This is a genomic window from Agrobacterium sp. ICMP 6402 (assembly GCF_009498615.1).
GTDB classification, from domain to species: Bacteria; Pseudomonadota; Alphaproteobacteria; order Rhizobiales; family Rhizobiaceae; genus Agrobacterium; species Agrobacterium burrii.
Genome location: NZ_QSNV01000001.1, coordinates 1534749 through 1552668 on the forward strand (window position 1 = coordinate 1534749; position 17920 = coordinate 1552668).

The 17920-nt window shown below is 60.8% G+C and carries 19 protein-coding genes and 1 riboswitch; of the genes, 10 read left to right on the top strand and 9 right to left on the bottom strand.

The annotated features are described in order from the left end of the window. Positions 1–127: 127 nt before the first annotated feature. Positions 128–394, top strand: coding sequence for an usg protein (locus DXT96_RS07830; RefSeq protein WP_142840668.1), 267 nt, complete (start codon positions 128–130; stop codon positions 392–394). Positions 395–477: 83 nt separating this feature from the next. After that, positions 478–1302 carry a class I SAM-dependent methyltransferase gene (locus DXT96_RS07835; RefSeq protein WP_153514081.1) on the top strand — a complete coding sequence of 275 codons (825 nt, stop codon included), beginning with the start codon at positions 478–480 and terminating at the stop codon, positions 1300–1302. Positions 1303–1612: 310 nt separating this feature from the next. On the opposite strand, the gene DXT96_RS07840 is transcribed toward DXT96_RS07835, so the two are convergent. From DXT96_RS07840 to DXT96_RS07850, 3 genes are all read right to left on the bottom strand, one after another. After that, the gene (locus tag DXT96_RS07840; protein ID WP_003507846.1) at positions 1613–2101 is read right to left on the bottom strand and encodes an Lrp/AsnC family transcriptional regulator; all 489 of its coding nucleotides are present in this window, start codon (positions 2099–2101) and stop codon (positions 1613–1615) included. Positions 2102–2171: 70 nt separating this feature from the next. Continuing rightward, positions 2172–2825 (bottom strand): uracil-DNA glycosylase family protein, encoded by a 654-nt coding sequence (locus tag DXT96_RS07845; RefSeq protein WP_194287580.1) that lies wholly within the window; start codon positions 2823–2825, stop codon positions 2172–2174. Beyond that, positions 2818–3411: a thermonuclease family protein gene (locus DXT96_RS07850; RefSeq protein WP_153514082.1), complete on the bottom strand. Its 594-nt coding sequence runs from the start codon at positions 3409–3411 to the stop codon at positions 2818–2820. Before DXT96_RS07850 ends, DXT96_RS07845 begins: the two co-directional genes overlap by 8 nt. A 107-nt stretch (positions 3412–3518) precedes the next feature. Between DXT96_RS07850 and pdhS2 the strand changes: the two genes are divergently transcribed. After that, positions 3519–5054: a two-component system sensor histidine kinase PdhS2 gene (gene pdhS2 / locus DXT96_RS07855; protein ID WP_153514083.1), complete on the top strand. Its 1536-nt coding sequence runs from the start codon at positions 3519–3521 to the stop codon at positions 5052–5054. A gap of 12 nt (positions 5055–5066) precedes the next feature. On the opposite strand, the gene DXT96_RS07860 is transcribed toward pdhS2, so the two are convergent. Continuing rightward, complete coding sequence (locus tag DXT96_RS07860; protein ID WP_149897295.1) at positions 5067–5471, bottom strand: diacylglycerol kinase; 405 nt, start codon at positions 5469–5471, stop codon at positions 5067–5069. A gap of 8 nt (positions 5472–5479) precedes the next feature. Continuing rightward, positions 5480–6514, bottom strand: coding sequence for a nicotinate-nucleotide--dimethylbenzimidazole phosphoribosyltransferase (gene cobT / locus DXT96_RS07865; RefSeq protein WP_153514084.1), 1035 nt, complete (start codon positions 6512–6514; stop codon positions 5480–5482). A gap of 152 nt (positions 6515–6666) precedes the next feature. Here cobT and DXT96_RS07870 point away from each other — a divergent pair, with 152 nt between their 5' ends. The 4 genes from DXT96_RS07870 to ribB all read left to right on the top strand — a co-directional run bounded on the left by DXT96_RS07870 (position 6667) and on the right by ribB (position 9441). After that, the gene (locus DXT96_RS07870; protein WP_153514085.1) at positions 6667–7452 is read left to right on the top strand and encodes an adenosylcobinamide-GDP ribazoletransferase; all 786 of its coding nucleotides are present in this window, start codon (positions 6667–6669) and stop codon (positions 7450–7452) included. A gap of 19 nt (positions 7453–7471) precedes the next feature. Beyond that, on the top strand, positions 7472–7663 hold the full coding sequence (locus tag DXT96_RS07875; protein WP_149897292.1) for a DUF1289 domain-containing protein: 192 nt from the start codon (positions 7472–7474) through the stop codon (positions 7661–7663). Next, the gene (locus DXT96_RS07880) at positions 7660–8367 is read left to right on the top strand and encodes a TIGR02281 family clan AA aspartic protease (protein WP_153514086.1); all 708 of its coding nucleotides are present in this window, start codon (positions 7660–7662) and stop codon (positions 8365–8367) included. The genes DXT96_RS07875 and DXT96_RS07880 overlap by 4 nt, the downstream gene beginning before the upstream one ends. A gap of 160 nt (positions 8368–8527) precedes the next feature. Beyond that, positions 8528–8678, top strand: a riboswitch (FMN riboswitch). Between the two features lie 121 nt (positions 8679–8799). Next, the gene (ribB, locus tag DXT96_RS07885; RefSeq protein WP_153514087.1) at positions 8800–9441 is read left to right on the top strand and encodes a 3,4-dihydroxy-2-butanone-4-phosphate synthase; all 642 of its coding nucleotides are present in this window, start codon (positions 8800–8802) and stop codon (positions 9439–9441) included. Between the two features lie 226 nt (positions 9442–9667). Here ribB and DXT96_RS07890 read toward each other — a convergent pair whose 3' ends face one another. From DXT96_RS07890 to DXT96_RS07905, 4 genes are all read right to left on the bottom strand, one after another. Next, positions 9668–10456, bottom strand: coding sequence for an SDR family oxidoreductase (locus tag DXT96_RS07890; RefSeq protein WP_065115987.1), 789 nt, complete (start codon positions 10454–10456; stop codon positions 9668–9670). Between the two features lie 14 nt (positions 10457–10470). After that, positions 10471–11949: a sugar ABC transporter ATP-binding protein gene (locus tag DXT96_RS07895; RefSeq protein ID WP_153514088.1), complete on the bottom strand. Its 1479-nt coding sequence runs from the start codon at positions 11947–11949 to the stop codon at positions 10471–10473. 118 nt (positions 11950–12067) lie between these two features. Continuing rightward, positions 12068–12997: a sugar ABC transporter substrate-binding protein gene (locus tag DXT96_RS07900; protein WP_149897287.1), complete on the bottom strand. Its 930-nt coding sequence runs from the start codon at positions 12995–12997 to the stop codon at positions 12068–12070. Positions 12998–13128: 131 nt separating this feature from the next. Next, the gene (locus tag DXT96_RS07905) at positions 13129–14109 is read right to left on the bottom strand and encodes an ABC transporter permease (RefSeq protein WP_149897286.1); all 981 of its coding nucleotides are present in this window, start codon (positions 14107–14109) and stop codon (positions 13129–13131) included. Between the two features lie 441 nt (positions 14110–14550). On the opposite strand from DXT96_RS07905, the gene DXT96_RS07910 reads away from it, so the two are divergent. From DXT96_RS07910 to DXT96_RS07920, 3 genes are all read left to right on the top strand, one after another. After that, a complete protein-coding gene (locus DXT96_RS07910; protein ID WP_153514089.1) occupies positions 14551–15360 on the top strand; it encodes a transketolase in 810 nt (269 codons plus the stop codon). Continuing rightward, a complete protein-coding gene (locus DXT96_RS07915) occupies positions 15360–16316 on the top strand; it encodes a transketolase family protein (protein ID WP_153514090.1) in 957 nt (318 codons plus the stop codon). Before DXT96_RS07910 ends, DXT96_RS07915 begins: the two co-directional genes overlap by 1 nt. Before the next feature lie 123 nt (positions 16317–16439). Next, a complete protein-coding gene (locus tag DXT96_RS07920; protein ID WP_153514091.1) occupies positions 16440–17909 on the top strand; it encodes an FGGY family carbohydrate kinase in 1470 nt (489 codons plus the stop codon). Positions 17910–17920 lie beyond the last annotated feature (11 nt).

Sequence of the window (17920 nt, forward strand, 5' to 3'; positions counted from 1 at the left end):
TTTGAAAAATATAACTATTTTGTGACAGCCCATGGCTTTGGCAAGGTTGGATTAACCCTGTCGTGTTCCCATGTCAGATACAGCGGCAACGCTGTGATCGGCAATCATGGAAACGGGAACCGCCGTCATGAACAAGGACATGGAAATGATGCTGAGAGGCTACGGCCTCACCACCGCCCAGATATTCTACCGCATGCCGGACCATCCGCTGGTTCTGCAGACCTATGTCTGGCAGGACTACGATCTCGCCCCGGATTTTCCCGAAATGCACGGTTTCCTCAAATTCTGGCAGGAAAAGCTCGACGGACCGCTACACTCCGTCCGCTACGTGCACCGACAGGTGATCTCGGCGCAGGAATGGCGCGCGCTGAAAGGGGAGTTCATCATCCACTGAAAACTGTTCCCACATAAACGTTGCGCCAACCACCGTTGCGGCTTACAGCAAACGTCAACTGAAGACGTTATGGATACCGCACGATGACGAAGAACCAGAAAATCGACGAAGAAGCGCTTGCTGAAGCCTATAACCGCGCGCTTGCGCTTGAAAAAGCCGGCGATGTGGATGCGGCGGTAAAAGCCTACCAGGAAGTTCTGGCCATCGACCCGGAAGATCACGGCGGTGCCGCCGTGCGCATCGCCGCCATGGGCCGGGGCGAACAGCCGTCAAAAGCGCCCGACGCCTATGTCGAAACCCTGTTCGACCAGCACGCCGAAGCCTTCGAGGATATTCTTGTCGAACAACTCGGTTATGCTGTGCCGATGATGGTGCGCCAGCGCTTGCAGACGCTCAATCTCGGCCCCTTCAAGCGCCTGCTCGATCTCGGCTGCGGCACCGGTCTCACCGGTGAGGCGCTGCGCGACATGGCTGAGGACATCACCGGCATCGATATCTCCGAAAACATGGTCGAACTGGCCCATGAGAAGGACCTTTACGAGACGCTTTACGTCGCCGAAGCCGAGGATTTCCTTGAGGATAATGACGACGAGCCCTTCGATATCATCACCGCAACCGACGTGCTGCCCTATCTCGGCGCGCTGGAACCGCTGTTTTTCGGTGCCGCCGAAAACCTCAATGCCGGTGGCCTGCTGATCTTCTCGTCGGAAACCCTGGACGAAGAGACCTTGGCCGGACGTCCCTATATGGTCGGCCCGCACCACCGTTTCGCCCATGCGGAAAACTATGTTCGTGAAAGGCTGGCGGCGACGGGTTTCGATATCCTCGAAGTCACCGACATCAATGTCCGTATGCAGGACGGCAACCCGACACCGGGCCATCTGGTGATTGCCAAGCTCAAGGGCTGATAACTCGGCATTTCGGCATATTTCTTCTCCCCGCCGGGGAGAAGGTGGCCCGAAGGGTCGGATGAGGGGGTAACGTCAGCGATAGACCGCACGCTTGCCCCCTCATCCCGCTGCCGCGGACTTCTCCCCGGCGGGGAGAAGAAACAAGTGGCGCCAGCTCGTGCCAATGCGGCGGGCTCTGCTTTGCTGAATCAATATCTCATCAAGATCGCCCAGCCGATTGAAGAGACTCAACTTTCCGTCGCGGCAATAAAAAAGCCCTCCCCGGCAACCGGAAAGGGCATTGCTCAAAAACCGGATGAGCGGCGCGTCACTCCTCGCCAGATTTGGGATTATCCAGCAGCATGTAATCAAGCGGCAGTTCCGTCGTATATTTGATCTGCTCCATCGCGAAAGCCGACGATACGTCGCGAATTTCGATCTTGGCGATCATCCGCTTGTAGAAGGCATCATAGGCCGCAATGTCAGGAACGACGACGCGCAGGAGATAATCGACATCGCCGCTCATGCGGTAAAATTCGACGACCTCCGGAAATTCGGAAACCACCTCGGAAAAACGCTTCAGCCATTCGATGGAATGGGAGGCGGTGCGAATGGAGACGAAAACCGTGACCTTGGTGTTGACCTTGACCGGATCGAGCAGCGCCACGCGCCGGCGGATAACGCCGTCCTCCTCCATCTTCTGGATACGCCGCCAACAGGGCGTCGTGGAAAGTCCGACCTTTTTCGCCAGATCAGCGACGGCCAGCGTGGAATCCTCTTGCAGAATGCGTAAAATCTTGCGGTCTAGGCGATCCAATGCGTCTACCCTCCTGAATTAATTTCCTTTCAATACACTAATTTTCGCAGAAAAACAGAAAATTGTTTCACTAAAGCCGCATTTCCACATGTTGTCGCAGAACCGGAAGCAGCTCCTGCGTGAACCACGGGTTCTTTTTCAGCCAGCCGGTATTGCGCCAGCTGGGGTGCGGCAGAGGTAAAATGCCGGGGCCGGAATTGGCATGCAGGTGGCTGCGCCAGTTCTGCACGGTTTCGGTCATGGTTCTGCGCCGCCTTTCGCCCAGATGAAAAGCCTGCGCATATTGCCCGACGGCAAGGATCAGCTCCACCTGCGGCATCGCCGCCATCACCCGCTCACGCCATGCAGGCGCACATTCGCGCCGCGGTGGCAGGTCGCTGCCCTTGTCGTCATAACCCGGAAAACAGAAACCCATGGGCACGATGGTGAAGCGGTCGGGATCATAAAAGGTCTCGCGGTCGACATTCAGCCATTGCCGAAGCCTGTCGCCGGAAGCGTCATTAAAGGGCAGTCCCGTATCGTGCACACGCAGCCCCGGCGCCTGCCCGGCAATCAGGATGCGAGCCTTCTTCGACATGACAACCACCGGCCGCGGTTCATGCGGCAGGCAATCGGTCATGCCCCTGACAGGCGTGTCACGACAGATGCGGCAGTGGCTAATCTCGCCGCGCAACTCATCCAGCCCATCATCAAACCTCGGCATGGATTGGACCAGCTCAGCCATGCGACCACCCCAGAAGATGGCGGATGACAGTGAGGAAACCGGCCGCCGGTGTCTCGATATCCGCTGCGCGGTGCTCGCGCCGCCATTGCGACGGTTTTTCGAATTCTCCCGCCCAGATGCCCCGCGCCTCCCGGCGCGCTGCGGCCTGTTCGCCAGAAAACTGGAAATAACCGGAGGCGACGGCAAAACCCGCCGACACCATGTCCGCCGAAACATCCCTGCCGCCGGCAGCGCAATAAACTAGCAGCCGCCCGTAACGGTCCCTCGAACTGCCGGAACAGGAAAAATTCTGCGCCACGACCAGCCGTTGCAGCACACGGCGCGCCTCCTCCCCGCAGGGCCAGGTCTCAGCGCCCCGCCGGCATGTCTGCGACAGTTCGGGCGCATCGATGCCCAGCAGACGAAACCGCTCTTCTCCCTTTGAAAGCGTATCGCCGTCGATCACGAAGAAACGGCCGCCATAGGTCTCGCTGTTGATCTGGTCGAGCTTGGCGGCAATCAGGATGCCGAGAAAAACCGCAGCAAGAAACAGCCCGCCGTCGCGGAACGCCGAAAAACCCCTGCGCCTGCCTCCGTTTCGTCCCATGTAACAACAAACCCTTGTCAGAAATGGCAAACAAATCCTTTCACGGCAGCATCTTCTTAAGATTTTAAGCGTAGCCTGCAAGGGTTCATGTCACCTGCGTTGTAACAATGAGTAAAAGCGTCAGCACGTCCACCGACAAGATCATCGTCGACCGCTCGAAAAAACACCGCAACAAGGCGGTTTTCGACACGGTGAAGACGACGCGTGAACGCCTGCAGCAAGGTGCTGGCGGAAGTGACGCCTATGAACGCGAAATGCTGACCATGCACATCGCCGAAGCCCTTCAGGGCGCGATGATCATGCCGCTCTTCATTGTACTCGCCTCCATCATCGGCCTATACATCACCCGTGACATCGGCCTGATCGTCTGGTCGCTGGCTGCGCTGAGCTTCCATGCCATGTCGCTGATACTGGCAAAACGGGCAGCGAAACAGGAGATCACGGCCGAAAATCTCCAGCACTGGAGAAATCTCTTCCTCGGCATGCAGATCCTCATCGGCTGCGCATGGGCCATGTTCGCACTGGCCGAACCGGTGCGCAACGACCCGACGCTCGTTCTCTTCTTCAAGGGCGCAACGCTGCTGATCGCGCTTTCGCTCACCGCCATGGCCAATTTCATGCTGCGGCGGGCGACGTTCATGACTTTCCTGCCGGTGCTGGCAGCGCTGTGCGTCACCTCGGCCATCTCGCGTAATCCCTTCGATCTCGGCCTTGCGCTGATGTTCGGTATGGCGATCCTGTTCTGTCATCGCATCACCAGCCGGCTCTACCAGACCAGCGTCAAACTGCTCTCTTCCCAGACGGAAAAGGACGACCTGATCGCCGAACTGGAAGTCGCCAACTCGGTTTCGGATGAGGCGCGGCGGCGCGCGGAAGAGGCCAATCTGGCCAAATCGCGTTTTCTCGCCTCCATGTCGCATGAGCTGCGCACCCCGCTCAACGCCATTCTCGGCTTCTCCGAGGTCATGGCGTCAGAAGTGCTGGGTCCGCTCAACAATCCGCTCTACAAGGAATATTCCGGCGATATCCATCGCTCCGGTCAGCATCTGCTCGATCTCATCAACGAAATCCTCGACCTGTCGCGCATCGAGGCCGGCCGCTACGACTTGAACGAAGAGTCGATCTCGATGCTGGAAATCGCCGAGGATTGCATCGGCATGATCCAGCTGCGCGCCCGCGCCAAGACCATCAGGATTTCGCAGCAGTTCGAAGGCAGCCTGCCACAGGTCTGGGCGGATGAAAAAGCGATCCGGCAGGTCATACTCAACCTTCTCTCCAACGCCGTGAAATTCACGCCCCAGGGCGGCGAAATTCTTGTGAAAGCGGGCTGGACGGCGGGCGGTGGGCAATATGTGTCGATCAAGGATAACGGCCCCGGCATTCCCGAGGACGAAATTCCGATTGTCCTGTCCGCCTTCGGTCAGGGATCGATCGCCATTAAAAGCGCCGAACAGGGAACCGGGCTTGGCCTGCCCATCGTTCAGGCCATTCTCGCCAAGCATGACGGCCAGTTCATCCTGAAATCGAAGCTGCGCGAAGGCACCGAAGGCATCGCCATCCTGCCGGCAAAACGCGTATTGCAGAGCCTGCCGGCCGTGGAAGAAACCCACGCGATCCAGCCGCGCCGCCGGTCCTTCGCATAAGGGCTTAACGCCTCAGAAGAACAGCGTCGTCACCAGCGAATAGAGCACGAAGAATCCGTTCGCCATCAACAGGCAGAAGACGGCGAAGGAGCCGAGATCCTTGGCATGTCGTCCGACCGAGGAAATTTCCGGCGAGATGCGGTCCACCAGTTCCTCGATCGCGGTATTGAGCGCTTCGACCGCAAACAGCAGCAGCATCAAAACCGTAAAGACGAGGAGATGCGCAAACGGCGCGCCGACGACCAGAAGCAGGGTAAGCCCGACGCCGAAGGCCAGAACCTCATGCCGGAACGCCGCTTCCTGCCACAGCCGGCCCAGTCCCTGCACGGAATAGCGGGCCGCGGCGAACAGATGCCGCCAGCCCTTTTCCTTGCGGAAAACGGGCTCGGGTTGCTTCTTGTGCGGCGTCGCGTCCATCTTTGACCTCAATGATCGGTACGGGGGCTGATGTGGGTATCCACACCCGCCGCTTCAAAGGTCGCCATACCGGAGTGGCAGGCAGCCGCAGCCTTGACGATACCGGCGGCCAGAGCCGCACCCGTGCCCTCACCCAGCCGCATGCCAAGCGCCAGAAGCGGCGTCTTGCCGAGCTTTTCGACGGCTGCCAGATGGCCGGGTTCGCCAGAGACATGGCCGATCAGGCAATGGTCGAGCGCCGAAGAATTGGCGGCCTTCAAGAGAGCGGCAGCGGCAGTTGCCACATAACCGTCGATCAGCACGGGAATGCGCTGCACGCGGGCGGCGAGGATAGCGCCGGCAATCGCCGCAATCTCGCGCCCGCCAAGGCGGCGCATGATTTCGAGCGGGTCGGACAGGTGGTCCTTGTGGAAATCGACGGCAGCCTTCACCGCCGCGATCTTGCGGGCCATGACCTCACCTTCGGAACCGGTGCCGGGGCCGGTCCATTCTTCCGCCGTGCCGCCATAGAGCGCCAGATTGATCGCCGCTGCAATCGTGGTGTTGCCGATGCCCATTTCACCCACACAGAGGAGATCGGTGCCACCGGCAATCGCTTCCATGCCGAAGGCCATGGTGGCCGCGCAGTCGCGCTCGGAAAGAGCGGGTTCGCAGGTGATATCACCGGTCGGATAATCAAGCGCCAGATCGAAGATTTTCAGGCCCAGATCGTTGGTGACGCAAATCTGGTTGATCGCCGCGCCGCCGGCTGCAAAATTCTCCACCATCTGCTGGGTCACGGAGGTCGGATAGGGCGTAACGCCGTGCCGGGTGACGCCGTGATTGCCGGCAAAGATCGCCACCAGCGGGCGGGTGACGGCGGGCGAACGGCCCGACCATGCGGCCAGCCACATGGCGATTTCTTCCAGACGGCCAAGCGAACCGGCAGGCTTGGTCAGCTGCGCATTGCGCTCCTTGGCCGCCACCAGCGCATGCGCATCCGGGCCGGGAAGCTCACGCAACAGCGCGCGAAAATCGTCGAAGGGCAATCCGCTCATGCTCATGGTGTCGGTCTCTTTCGTAGCCGGGTTGGCTGTCGCATCGGCTCATGCGTCCGGAACTTGTGTTTTCCGGCAAATCGGTCTTTGTTGCGCCTCTCATAATCGCGGATGCGCCGCGGAACAACCGGAAATGCAAGTGCAGCAACGGAGACAGCATGAAGGCCCGGGATTTTATAACAGATGTCATGCATTCCGTTGCCTTTCTCAGCCGCCTGCCGGTGCCTGCACGGTTTTTCGGCGATGTTGACGGCCTCTCGATGCGCCGCACCGCCCGCGCCTTTCCGGCCGCAGGCCTGCTGATCGCCCTGCCCGCCGCTTTTCTGGTGGTTGTTTTTGCCGCCTTCGATGCCTCGCCGCAACTCACCGGCTGGCTTGCCATAGCCCTGACGGCGCTCATCACCGGTGCACTGCACGAGGACGGGCTGGCCGATATGGCCGATGGTTTCGGCGCAGGCAAGGACAAGGCGCGAACGCTTGAGATCATGAAGGACAGCCGCATCGGCAGCTATGGCACCATCGCCATGATCCTCTCCTTCGCGCTGCGCGCCACCGCACTCGCATCGCTCATCGAGACCCTGCCCGCCAAAACCGCCGCCGCCAGCCTGATCGCAGCGCTTGTCATGAGCCGCGCTCTTATGGTGTGGCACTGGCAGGCCCTGCCCGCCGCCAAAACCTCCGGCATCGCCGCCGGCGCCGGCCAGCCGGGGACAAGCGAGCGCAACATCGCGCTCGCGGCCGGGCTGCTGGTCTTCATCCTCTTCACACTGCACGCTTTGCCTATTCTGTCGATTGCACTTGTGCTGGCGGCAGCCTTTCTGGCCTCAATGCTGTTCGCCAGGTTCTGCGACGGGAAGATCGGCGGTCATACCGGCGATACGATCGGCGCCTGCCAGCAGATCACGGAGATCGTTACTCTCGTCGCCCTTGCCCTTGCGGCGTGACGGCCTGATATAGATCAGCATGGAAACACCCTGCATTCACATCTGCCGCCTTGACGCGACCAACAGCCTCTGTATCGGCTGCGGCCGCACGCTGGATGAAATCGGCGGCTGGGCGGGTTATAGCGACGAGAAACGCCGCGCAATCATGCGGGCGCTGCCGCAAAGACTGGCAAATTTGAGCGAGACCGCCAAGGAGACGCATACCGCATGAACAGGCTGACCATCGTTCTCCTTCTTCTGGCAGTGGGTCTTGGCCTGCTTGTCATCAATCACGATGGCGGCCGCACCCTTGGGATCGATAATGATCAATTCGCGCAGGTGCTCTATCTGCTACCCATTGCCGGCCTCCTGTCGGCCGGCATTCTGGCCGGGAGACGTGGCAGCCTCGGCACAGTCATGCGCCAGCTCGCCGTCTGGCTCGTCATCATCCTCGGCCTCGTTTCCCTCTATCTCTATCGCTACGACCTGCAATCCTTCGGCGACCGGCTGCTGGGTGGCCTGATGCCCGGCCGCGCCGTGGTGGTGACAACATCAGACGGCGAACAGGAAATCGTGCTGCACAAATCGATGAGCGGCCATTTCGAGGCGAATGTCGGCGTTGATGGCAAGACGATCCATATGCTCGTCGATACCGGCGCAAGCTCCGTGGTGCTGGCCAATGCCGACGCGGCCGAAATCGGCATCGACACGGTCAGCCTGCGCTATACCGTGCCTGTCATGACCGCAAACGGCCGCACGGCAGCTGCCCCCGTCACCCTGTCGGAAATCGGCATCGGTCCGATCGTGCGCCGCAACATCCCTGCCCTCGTCGCCCAGGATGGCCAATTGGGCCAGAGCCTGCTCGGCATGAGCTTCCTGTCGACGCTCGGTTCGCTGCAGATGCAGACGGACGAATTGCGATTGCGGGACCGCTAAACCGCAGGCATCAGGGGGTCCGCCGCGGCGAGCTGCATTCATCATCGCCCGCGGAAAGGAAATACCCCGTTTCGGGCACAATCGGAATGTTCTTTTCGCACTGACCTATCGCGACAGAGCATTCCCCCTTGATTCCTTCCCATTTGATAATTTATGTTGGTGATGTTCTCAGGGCGGGGTGCAATTCCCCACCGGCGGTATCGGGACTTGTCCCGGAGCCCGCGAGCGCTTCCGGTCTCCAAAGCCGGAAGGTCAGCAGATCCGGTGAGAGGCCGGAGCCGACGGTATAGTCCGGATGGAAGAGGACAAGGCATAAAGACGCCCGCACTCTGTGGGCTTCGCATTGCATTGTTCGCCCAAGGGATATTTGGCGCTTCTTGAAGCGCGAAAATGCCGCAAAACGGCATAACCCCTTGAAAGGCTTGAAATAGAATGACCATTGCTAAAATTGAAGACGCGATCGACGCCATTTCCCGTGGCGAGATGGTGATTGTGGTCGACGACGAAGACCGCGAAAACGAAGGCGATATCATCGCCGCCTCCGACAGCATCACACCGCAGCAGATCGCCTTCATGATGAACCATGCGCGCGGGTTGATCTGCGTTGCCCTGCCGGGTGAACGTCTCGATGCCCTCGACATTCCGTTGATGGTGTCGCGCAATACCGAATCCCTCAAGACGGCCTTCACCGTCTCGGTGGACTATATTCCGGGCACCACCACAGGCATTTCCGCCGCCGACCGGGCAAAGACCGTGAGCGCGCTGGTGTCGGAAGGCTCGCGCCCGGAAGACTTCGCCCGCCCCGGCCATATCTTCCCACTGCGCGCCAATCCGGACGGTGTGCTTGGCCGCACCGGCCACACCGAAGCCGCCGTCGATCTCTGCCGTCTTGCCGGAAAATTCCCGTCCGGCACCATCTGCGAAGTCGCCAATGACGACGGCACCATGGCCCGCCTGCCCCAGCTCGAAGTCTTCGCCGAACGCCACGGCCTGCTTGTCGTGACGATCAAGGACCTCGTTTCTTATCTGAAGGGCGAGGTTGTCGAGGAAGTGGCGCAGAAGCAGGTCGCCTGATCTGCTGCCCGTATTGTGAATACGAAAACGCCCGGCTGCAGCCGGGCGTAAAATTCGAGGTAGTAGACCTAACCTCTTATCGCGACGTCATCCTCGGCTCTGTCCCGAGGATCTAAACACGTTGAATGAAATCAATACGTTGCAGATCCTCTGGACAAGCCCGAGGATGACGGCAGTGGATTTTTCGGACATCATCAGCCGTTGAAGCTGGCTACCATGCCAAAACCTACCAGCAGCAGAAACCGCCATCCACCAGCAGGTCCACGCCCGTCACGAAGCTCGCGGCGTCAGACAGCAGGAAGATCGCCGGGCCGACCATTTCATCGACGCCCGCCATGCGCTGCATCGGCGTCTGCTCTTCGAAGAGCTTGGTCTGGTGCACCATTTCCGGCCGCGTGTTCATCGGCGTTGCGGTATAGCCCGGCGAGATGGTGTTGACGCGAATGCCGCGCCCCACCCATTCCATCGCCATGGATTTCGACATGTGGATGACGCCGGCCTTCGAGGCGTTGTAGTGGCACTGCATCAGCCCGCGATTGACGATGACGCCGGACATGGAGGCGATGTTGACGATCGCCCCACGGCCGTTTTTCAGCATGGCATTGGCTTCCGCCTGGCAGGAGAGAAAAACACCCTTCAGGTTGATATCCATCATCGTCTGGAACTGGCTTTCCTCCATCTCTTCGGCCGGGTTGGCATTGGCGATGCCGGCCGCGTTGACGGCGAGCGACAGCGCGCCGAGTTCGGCCTCTGTGCGGGCGACGGCTTCGGTCAGCGCCTGCTTGCTGGTGACGTCGGCTGCAATCTGGATCGACTTGCGGCCGGCTTTGGCGATGAAATCGGCCGTCTGCGCCAGACCGTCATCGGTACGGCGATCAAGCAGCGCGACATTGGCGCCGGACTGGGCAAGCCCCATGGCGATCCGCTGGCCGATGCCGGAACCGGCGCCGGTGACAAGCGCCACCTGGCCGGAAAGATCGAACAGTTTCGGCGCGTTGAGGGTGATGGTGGACATCGCTATTTCCTTCTTCAGATGGTTGCCAGTTCCATGACCGAGACGTCGTTGGCGTCGTCGCGGCTGAGGATGCCGGCCTGTTTTCCCTGCGCAAGCACGAGGATGCGGTTCGAAACGCCCAGCACTTCCTCCAGATCGGAACTGACGACGATAACGGCCACGCCGTCTTTCGCCAGACCGACGATAATATCGTAGATACCCGCACGCGCACCGACATCGATACCGCGCGTCGGCTCGTCCAGCACCACCACGCGCGGATTGCGGGCCAGCCATTTGGCGATGACCACCTTCTGCTGGTTGCCGCCGGAAAGATCCGACGCCGGCTGTTCGCTGCGGCCCTTGACCCCGAATTTGGCGATAGCTTCCTTGGTAAAGGCGCGCTTGATGCGCGGCGTGATCCAGCCCGTGCCAACGCGGTCGAGATTGGCGTAGATCAGGTTTTCACCGATCTCGTGCTCCACCACCAGCCCCTGCAGCTTGCGGTCTTCCGGCACCATGACGATGCCCTTCTCTATGGCATCCGCCGGGCTTTTCAGCGTCAGCACCTTGCCATCCAGCAGCACCTCACCCGCGCTCGTCGGATCGGCACCGGAAATGGCGCGGACCAGTTCGGTGCGCCCCGCACCGATCAGGCCGGCAATGCCGAGGATTTCGCCGGCGCGGACGCCGAAGCTGATATCGCGGAAAGCATTGTTGGCGCCGGTCAGCCCCTTGACCTCCAGCACCACCCTGTCCTGCGGTTCCGGCAATGCCGGGAACAGGCGTTCCAGCGAACGGCCGACCATGCTTTCGACGATGGTGCGCACCGGAGTGGCGCTGTCGGCAAACTCATGCACCCGCTCGCCGTCGCGTAGCACGACGATGCGGTCGGTAATCTGTCTTATTTCTTCCATGCGGTGGGAAATGTAGATGATGCCAACGCCCTCGGCGCGCAGCTTGCGCACCTGCTCGAACAGCGCCTGCGTTTCCGCGCCGCCAAGGGCGGCCGTCGGCTCGTCGAGGATCAGGAGCTTGGCGTCAAGCGCCAGCGCCTTGGCGATCTCGATCAGCTGCTGGTTCGCCGTCGAAAGGCCGCCGACCTTGCGGGTGGCGGGAATGTGAAGATTGAGGCGCGCCAGCTGCTGCTGGGCTCTGCGCACCATCTCGGCATTGTCGACAACGCCGTTTTTCATGAGCCAGCGGCCGATGAAGACGTTTTCAGCGATGGAAAGCTCCGGCAGAAGCTTCAGTTCCTGATGGATGAGCACGATGCCCTTGTCGATCGCCTCGCGCGGCGATGCCGGCGCGTAAGGCTGACCAAGCCAGGTCATCTTGCCTTCGGACGGCTCGCGCGACCCCGCGATAATGCCTGACAGCGTGGACTTGCCCGCGCCGTTTTCACCCAGCAAGGCCACCACCTCGCCCGGATAGACGTCGAGATCGACGGCCTTCAGAACCTCGAGCGGACCGTAACGTTTGCTGATGCCACGGAGCGAAAGAACCGGCTCGCGCATGACGGGACCTCCCAGGGAGCATTCACAGCGGACAGAGGCCGCAGCTTTGCGTCCGAATTGCGTAAAGACGAAACAATGATACCCCCGCGTATCCACCGGACGCGCGGGGGCAGAGATATCAGGGATGGTTGGCGATAAAGCCTTCGACGTTTTCCTTGGTGGTCAGCGTCGCATCGGAGAGCTGCACGGCCGGCACCTTCTCACCGCCGACGATCTTGACCGCCATTTCGACAGCCATGCGGCCCATTTTCTGGGTCTGCTGCGTCGCGGTCACGTCGAAGACGCCGTTCTTCAGCGCTTCAAGCGCTGCCGTGTCGCCATCAAAACCGCCAACGACGATCTTCTGCGAAGGGTTGGCAACCTTGATTGCCTGTGCCGCGCCAAGCGCCAGACCATCGGCCTGTGCAAAGACGATGGAGACATCAGGATTAGCTTGCAAAAGGTTCTGCATGATCTGGAAGCCTTCGTCCTGGCTCCACATGTTGGACCACTGTTCGGCAACGACCTTCACGCCGGCATTGGCCTTGACCGATTCCATGCAGCCCTTGGTGCGGTCCACTTCCGGCGTCGTGCCCTTCTGGCCGTGGATGATGACCATCTTGCCTGCACCACCGGCCTGCTTGATGATGTAATCGCAGACGCTCTTGGCGGAAGCGACGGAATCGGTGGCAAGGAAGGTATCGCCCGGTGCGCCATCGGCATTGCGGTCGATGTTGATGACCGGAACGCCGGCGGCTTTCGCAAGCTTCACCGGAACGGTCGCGGCAGCAGCGCCAGCCGGAATATAGATCAGCGCGTCGATATTCTGGGTCAGCAGATCCTGGATCTGGTTGACCTGCGTCGGGCCATCGCCCTTGGCATCGACGGTGACGACGGAAATGCCGCGCGTCTTGGCTTCGGCTTCGACGGCCTGCTTGATCTGGTTGAAGAAGTTCGCCTGCAAATTGGCGACGGCAAGGCCGATCTTCTTGACTTCGGCGGCGTTGGCAGAGCCGAGCGACAGGGCGAGAAGGGCGGCGGATGTCAGCAGAATGCGTGAAAATTTCATGATTATTTCCTCCGTTTGTTGATTGAAACCGGGGGCAGATCGAACCTCCTCCCCTCCGGCCTTTTTCCACGCCTTCCATATTGGAAGGGTTGGTTTTTGCGCGGACGGCTCATCACCGTCCGCAGGCAAATTCAGCTTCTGCGGCGGCGCAGCGTTTCAGCGCCCACGGCCAGCACGATGACGACACCGATGATGACCTGCTGCAAAAAGGGAGAAACGTTGAGCAGATTGAGGCCGTTGCGCAGCACGCCGATGATCAGCACGCCGATCAGCGTTCCGCCAATGCCACCCGCGCCACCCGAAAGCGATGTTCCGCCAATAACGACGGCCGCAATCGTATCCAGCTCGTAACCGAAACCGCTGGAGGGCTGCACCGAGTCGAGACGCGCGGCGAGCACGATGCCGGCAAGACCCGCAAGAACCGCACAGGCGACATAAACGCAGATCGTCACCAGCGGCACGTTGATGCCGGCAAGACGCGCCACTTCCGGATTGCCGCCCACCGCATAAACGGTACGGCCTTCCGAGCGGAAGCGCAGGAAAAGCCAGGTCACGAGCACCACGACCAGCATCAGCAGCACGGTGGCCGTGAGCACGCCGAAATGACGGTCGATGGCGAGCATCATGAACCAGTCGGGAAAACCGACGATCTGCTGGCCGTCAGTGATCATATTGGCAAGACCACGCGCCACCGACATCATCGCAAGCGTGGCGATGAAGGCCGGAACTCGGAAGGCGGTCACAAGAATACCGACCACAAGACCGCAGGCGGCAGAGGCGATCAGCGCCAGCACAATGGCCATACCCATCGGCATGCCCGCCACATTGGCCGTCCAACCCATGATCATCATCGACAACGCCAGAACCGAACCGACAGACAAATCGATGCCGCCGAGCAGAATGACGAAGGTCATGCCGACCGCCATGATGCCGAGAACCGTGATCTGGTCGAGAATGTTCAGGCCGTTTCGAAGCGACAGGAAGTTTTCGCTGGTGAAGGTGAGGAACACACACAGCAGCAACAGGCCCAAAAGAGGTCCGGTCGCACCGCTTAACCAGGCAAGCGGGCTTCTGGTGTGCGTGACCCCCTCATTGCGTTCAAGCGCGGACATGGCTCCTCCCGAGTGACTGTCTTGTATTTTTTAAACCGATTAGAATAATTATTCATCCTCGGTGAAACATGCATAAGCCAGTTAGGAGAAGCTTGTCAATAGGCTTGGATAGCGGGATGGACCACGGCGGAAGACACGGCGGCTTGAGACTGGCGCTTGCCGATCCCATTGCTGTGCCTGCCACAAGAATCCAGCCTGTGCGGGTGTGCACGGCGAAAAGAGACCTTCCAACCCAAGGGCTTGAGCTGGCTGAATTCCTTTGACCAGTACAGGAACGAGGCCGCCGCGAGGCTCGCCGCCATGAAATCATGCCTCGCGTCGGGAAGGAATGACGTGGGCTGAAACACGAGAATCCATAATTGCATCTTGACAGAAACGCCAAGTCTGCAATTATATAAACAGCTGTATAAATATTCACACGCATGTTTTGAAGAGGATCCCATGCAGCCCACAGAGCTAGAGCGCATTGCGCGCCAGATCCGCCTGCGCGACCTGCAGGCTGTTTTCGAAGCGGGCGCCGGCCATATTGGCGGCGAATTGTCGGCTATCGACATCATGACCGCCCTTTATTTCCGCGTTCTGCGCATCTGGCCGGATGATCCGAAGAACCCTGCCCGCGACCGTTTCGTGCTGTCGAAGGGCCACACGGCCTGCGCGCTTTATGTGACGCTGGCCAAGCGCGGTTTCATTCCGGAAGAGGAAATCTCGACGTTCCTCAAGCCGAATTCCCGCCTCAACGGCCATCCGAACTGTAACAAGGTGCCGGGCGTGGAAACCAATACCGGCCCGCTCGGCCATGGGCTGCCGGTTGCCGTCGGCATGGCCACGGCGGCCAAGCTTTCGGGCGCGGACTACCACACCTATGTCATGACCGGTGACGGCGAGATGCAGGAAGGCTCCAACTGGGAAGCCATCATGTCCGCCGCGCAATTCAGCCTGAACAATCTGACGCTGATCATCGATCACAACCGTTTCCAGCAGGGCGCCGCCATTGCCGACACCAATGATGTCGCGCCGCTTCGCCCCAAGCTCGAGGCTTTCGGCTGGGAAGTGAGCGAAATCAACGGCAACGCCATGGCGGAAGTCGTGCCGGCGCTGGAGCATCGCGGCACCCGCCCGCATTGCATCGTCGCCCACACCAATAAGGGCCAGGGCATTTCCTTCATGCAGGACCGCGTGGACTGGCACCACAAGGTTCCGAGCAAGGAACAATATGAAATTGCCGTCAAAGAACTTTCGGAGGCATTGTGATGAACGCGCCCGTAACCGCCGCCAAACTTTATGACTGCCGCGACGCCTTCGCCGAAACGCTGGAGGCGCTGGCCGCCAACAATGACAAGGTCGTCGCAGTCTGCAACGATTCGGTCGGCTCCTCGAAGCTCGGCGGCTTCAAGTCGAAATTCCCAGAGCGCCTCATCAATGTCGGCATCGCCGAACAGAACATGGTCGGCGTCGGCGCGGGCCTTGCCAACGGCGGCCAACTGCCCTTCGTCTGCGGCGCATCCTGCTTCTTGACCGGCCGCGCGCTGGAGCAGATCAAGGCTGACCTTGCCTATTCCAACGCCAATGTGAAGCTGATCGGCATCTCCTCGGGCATGGCCTATGGCGAGCTGGGACCGACCCACCACTCCATCGAGGATTTCGCCTGGACCCGTGTTCTGCCGAACCTGCCCGTCATCGCCCCCTGCGACCGCATCGAAACCGCAGCCGCCGTCAAATGGGCGGCGGAATACGCCGGACCCTGCTTCCTGCGCCTGTCGCGCGTCGGCGTGCCGGATCTTCTACCCGAAGGCCACGCCTTCGAACTTGGCCGCGCCAATCTGCTGCGTGAAGGTTCCGACCTGACGCTGATCGCCAACGGCACGCTGACCCACCGCATCGTCAAGGCCGCCGATATTCTCGCCAGCCGCGGTATCAAGGCCCGCGTGCTGAACATGGCGACCGTGCGGCCCATCGACGAGGCGGCCATCGTCGCAGCGGCGAACGAAACCGGTGCGATCCTGACGGCTGAAGAACATTCGATCTTCGGCGGCCTCGGTTCGGCCATCGCCGAAGTCGTGGTCGATCACGCTCCCGTGCCGATGAAACGCCTCGGCGTTCCCGGCGTCTTTGCCCATACCGGTTCGGCGGAATGGCTGCTGGATCAATTCGGCATGGCCCCTGACGCCATTGCGAATGCGGCCCAAGTGCTGATCAAGAGAAAATAAAGTCTCCTCCCAGGGGGTCGTCGCGTGTCTTCGGATGCGCGGCGACTTCTTTCAGGACGCAGGCACCTTCTTAAACGAAGAGGCCCGTGTGAAAATGACCGCCGCAGACGAGAGAACACAGTGATGCGCGCTATTCTGTCCATCGACCAGGGCACCACCAATTCCAAGGCCATTCTCGTTTCGGAAACCGGAGAGTTGCTGGCGCGCGGTTCATCGCCGGTCGGCATCACCTATCCGCAGCCCGGCTGGGTGGAACAGGAGCCGAACCGCATCTGGGCCTCGGTGCGCGAAGCGATTTCCGCCTGCCTTTCCGCCGCCCCTTCGAACCTCAGCGTCGAAGCCATCGCCATTTCCAACCAGCGCGAATCGGTGACGATCTGGGACGGTGAAACCGGCGAACCGCTCGGCCCGGTTTTGAGCTGGCAATGCCGCCGCACGGCGCAGGACTGCGCCGACCTGATCGAAAAGGGCCATGCCGAGCGCGTCATGGCGCTGACCGGCCTGCCCATCGACCCGATGTTTCCCGGCGCGAAAATGCGCTGGTTGCTGGAGCGCGCGCCGAAGGGCCGCAAACTTCGCCTCGGCACCATCGACAGCTGGCTCATCCATTGCCTGACCGGTGGCAAGGTCCACGCCTGCGATGCCTCCAATGCCGCCCGCAGCCAGGTGCTGGATCTCAACCGGCAGGTTTGGAGCGACGAGCTTTGCGACCTCTTCGGCGTCGATATCGAGGCGCTGCCGCAATTGCGCGACAGCAGCGGAGATTTCGGCGTGACATCAGGCGTTCCCGGCATCAAGGACGGCACGCCGATCCTCGCAGCAATCGGCGACAGCCACGCCGCCCTCTTCGGCCATGGCGCTTTCAACCCCGGCGACGGCAAGGTGACCTTCGGCACCGGCTCCTCGGTCATGACGACGCTGCCGCATTTCATCGCGCCGCAACGCGGCATCACCACGACCGTTGCCTGGCGACTAGGCGGCAAGCCGACTTTCGCCTTCGAAGGCAATATTCTCGTTTCCGCCGCGTCGCTGCCATGGATGACCAAAATCCTCGGCCTGCCGGATGTCGCAGCCCTCGTGGAACTGGCCGCGACCGCCGAACCCAACGGCCCCGGCTTCGTGCCGGCCTTTGTTGGCCTTGGTGCGCCCTATTGGGATACCCATGCGCGCGCGCTGTTTTCGCAAATCAATTTCAGCACCAGCCGCGCCCAGATGGCCCGCGCCGTCACCGATTCCATCGCCTTTCAGGTCCATGACGTCTTCGCCGCCATGCGCGCGCAATCGCCTTCCGGCTTTGGACGGCTGTTCGTGGATGGCGGGCCAAGCCAGAACCGGTTCCTGATGCAATGTGTTGCCGACCTGCTGCAACACACCGTCATCCAGCGCGATGCGCCGGAGGCTTCCGCACTTGGCGCCGCCTATCTCGCCGGCCTCGCACTCGGTCTCTGGAGCGATCTCGACGCCATTGCCGCGCTGAACAGTCAGGGTAATGCGATTGCGCCTTCGGCCGTCGATGGCAGCCAGCGGCTCGGCGTCTGGCGCGACGCGATTGCCCGCTCGACCTTGCCCGTAACCTCGGGTAATGGTGAATAAAAATTCACCAT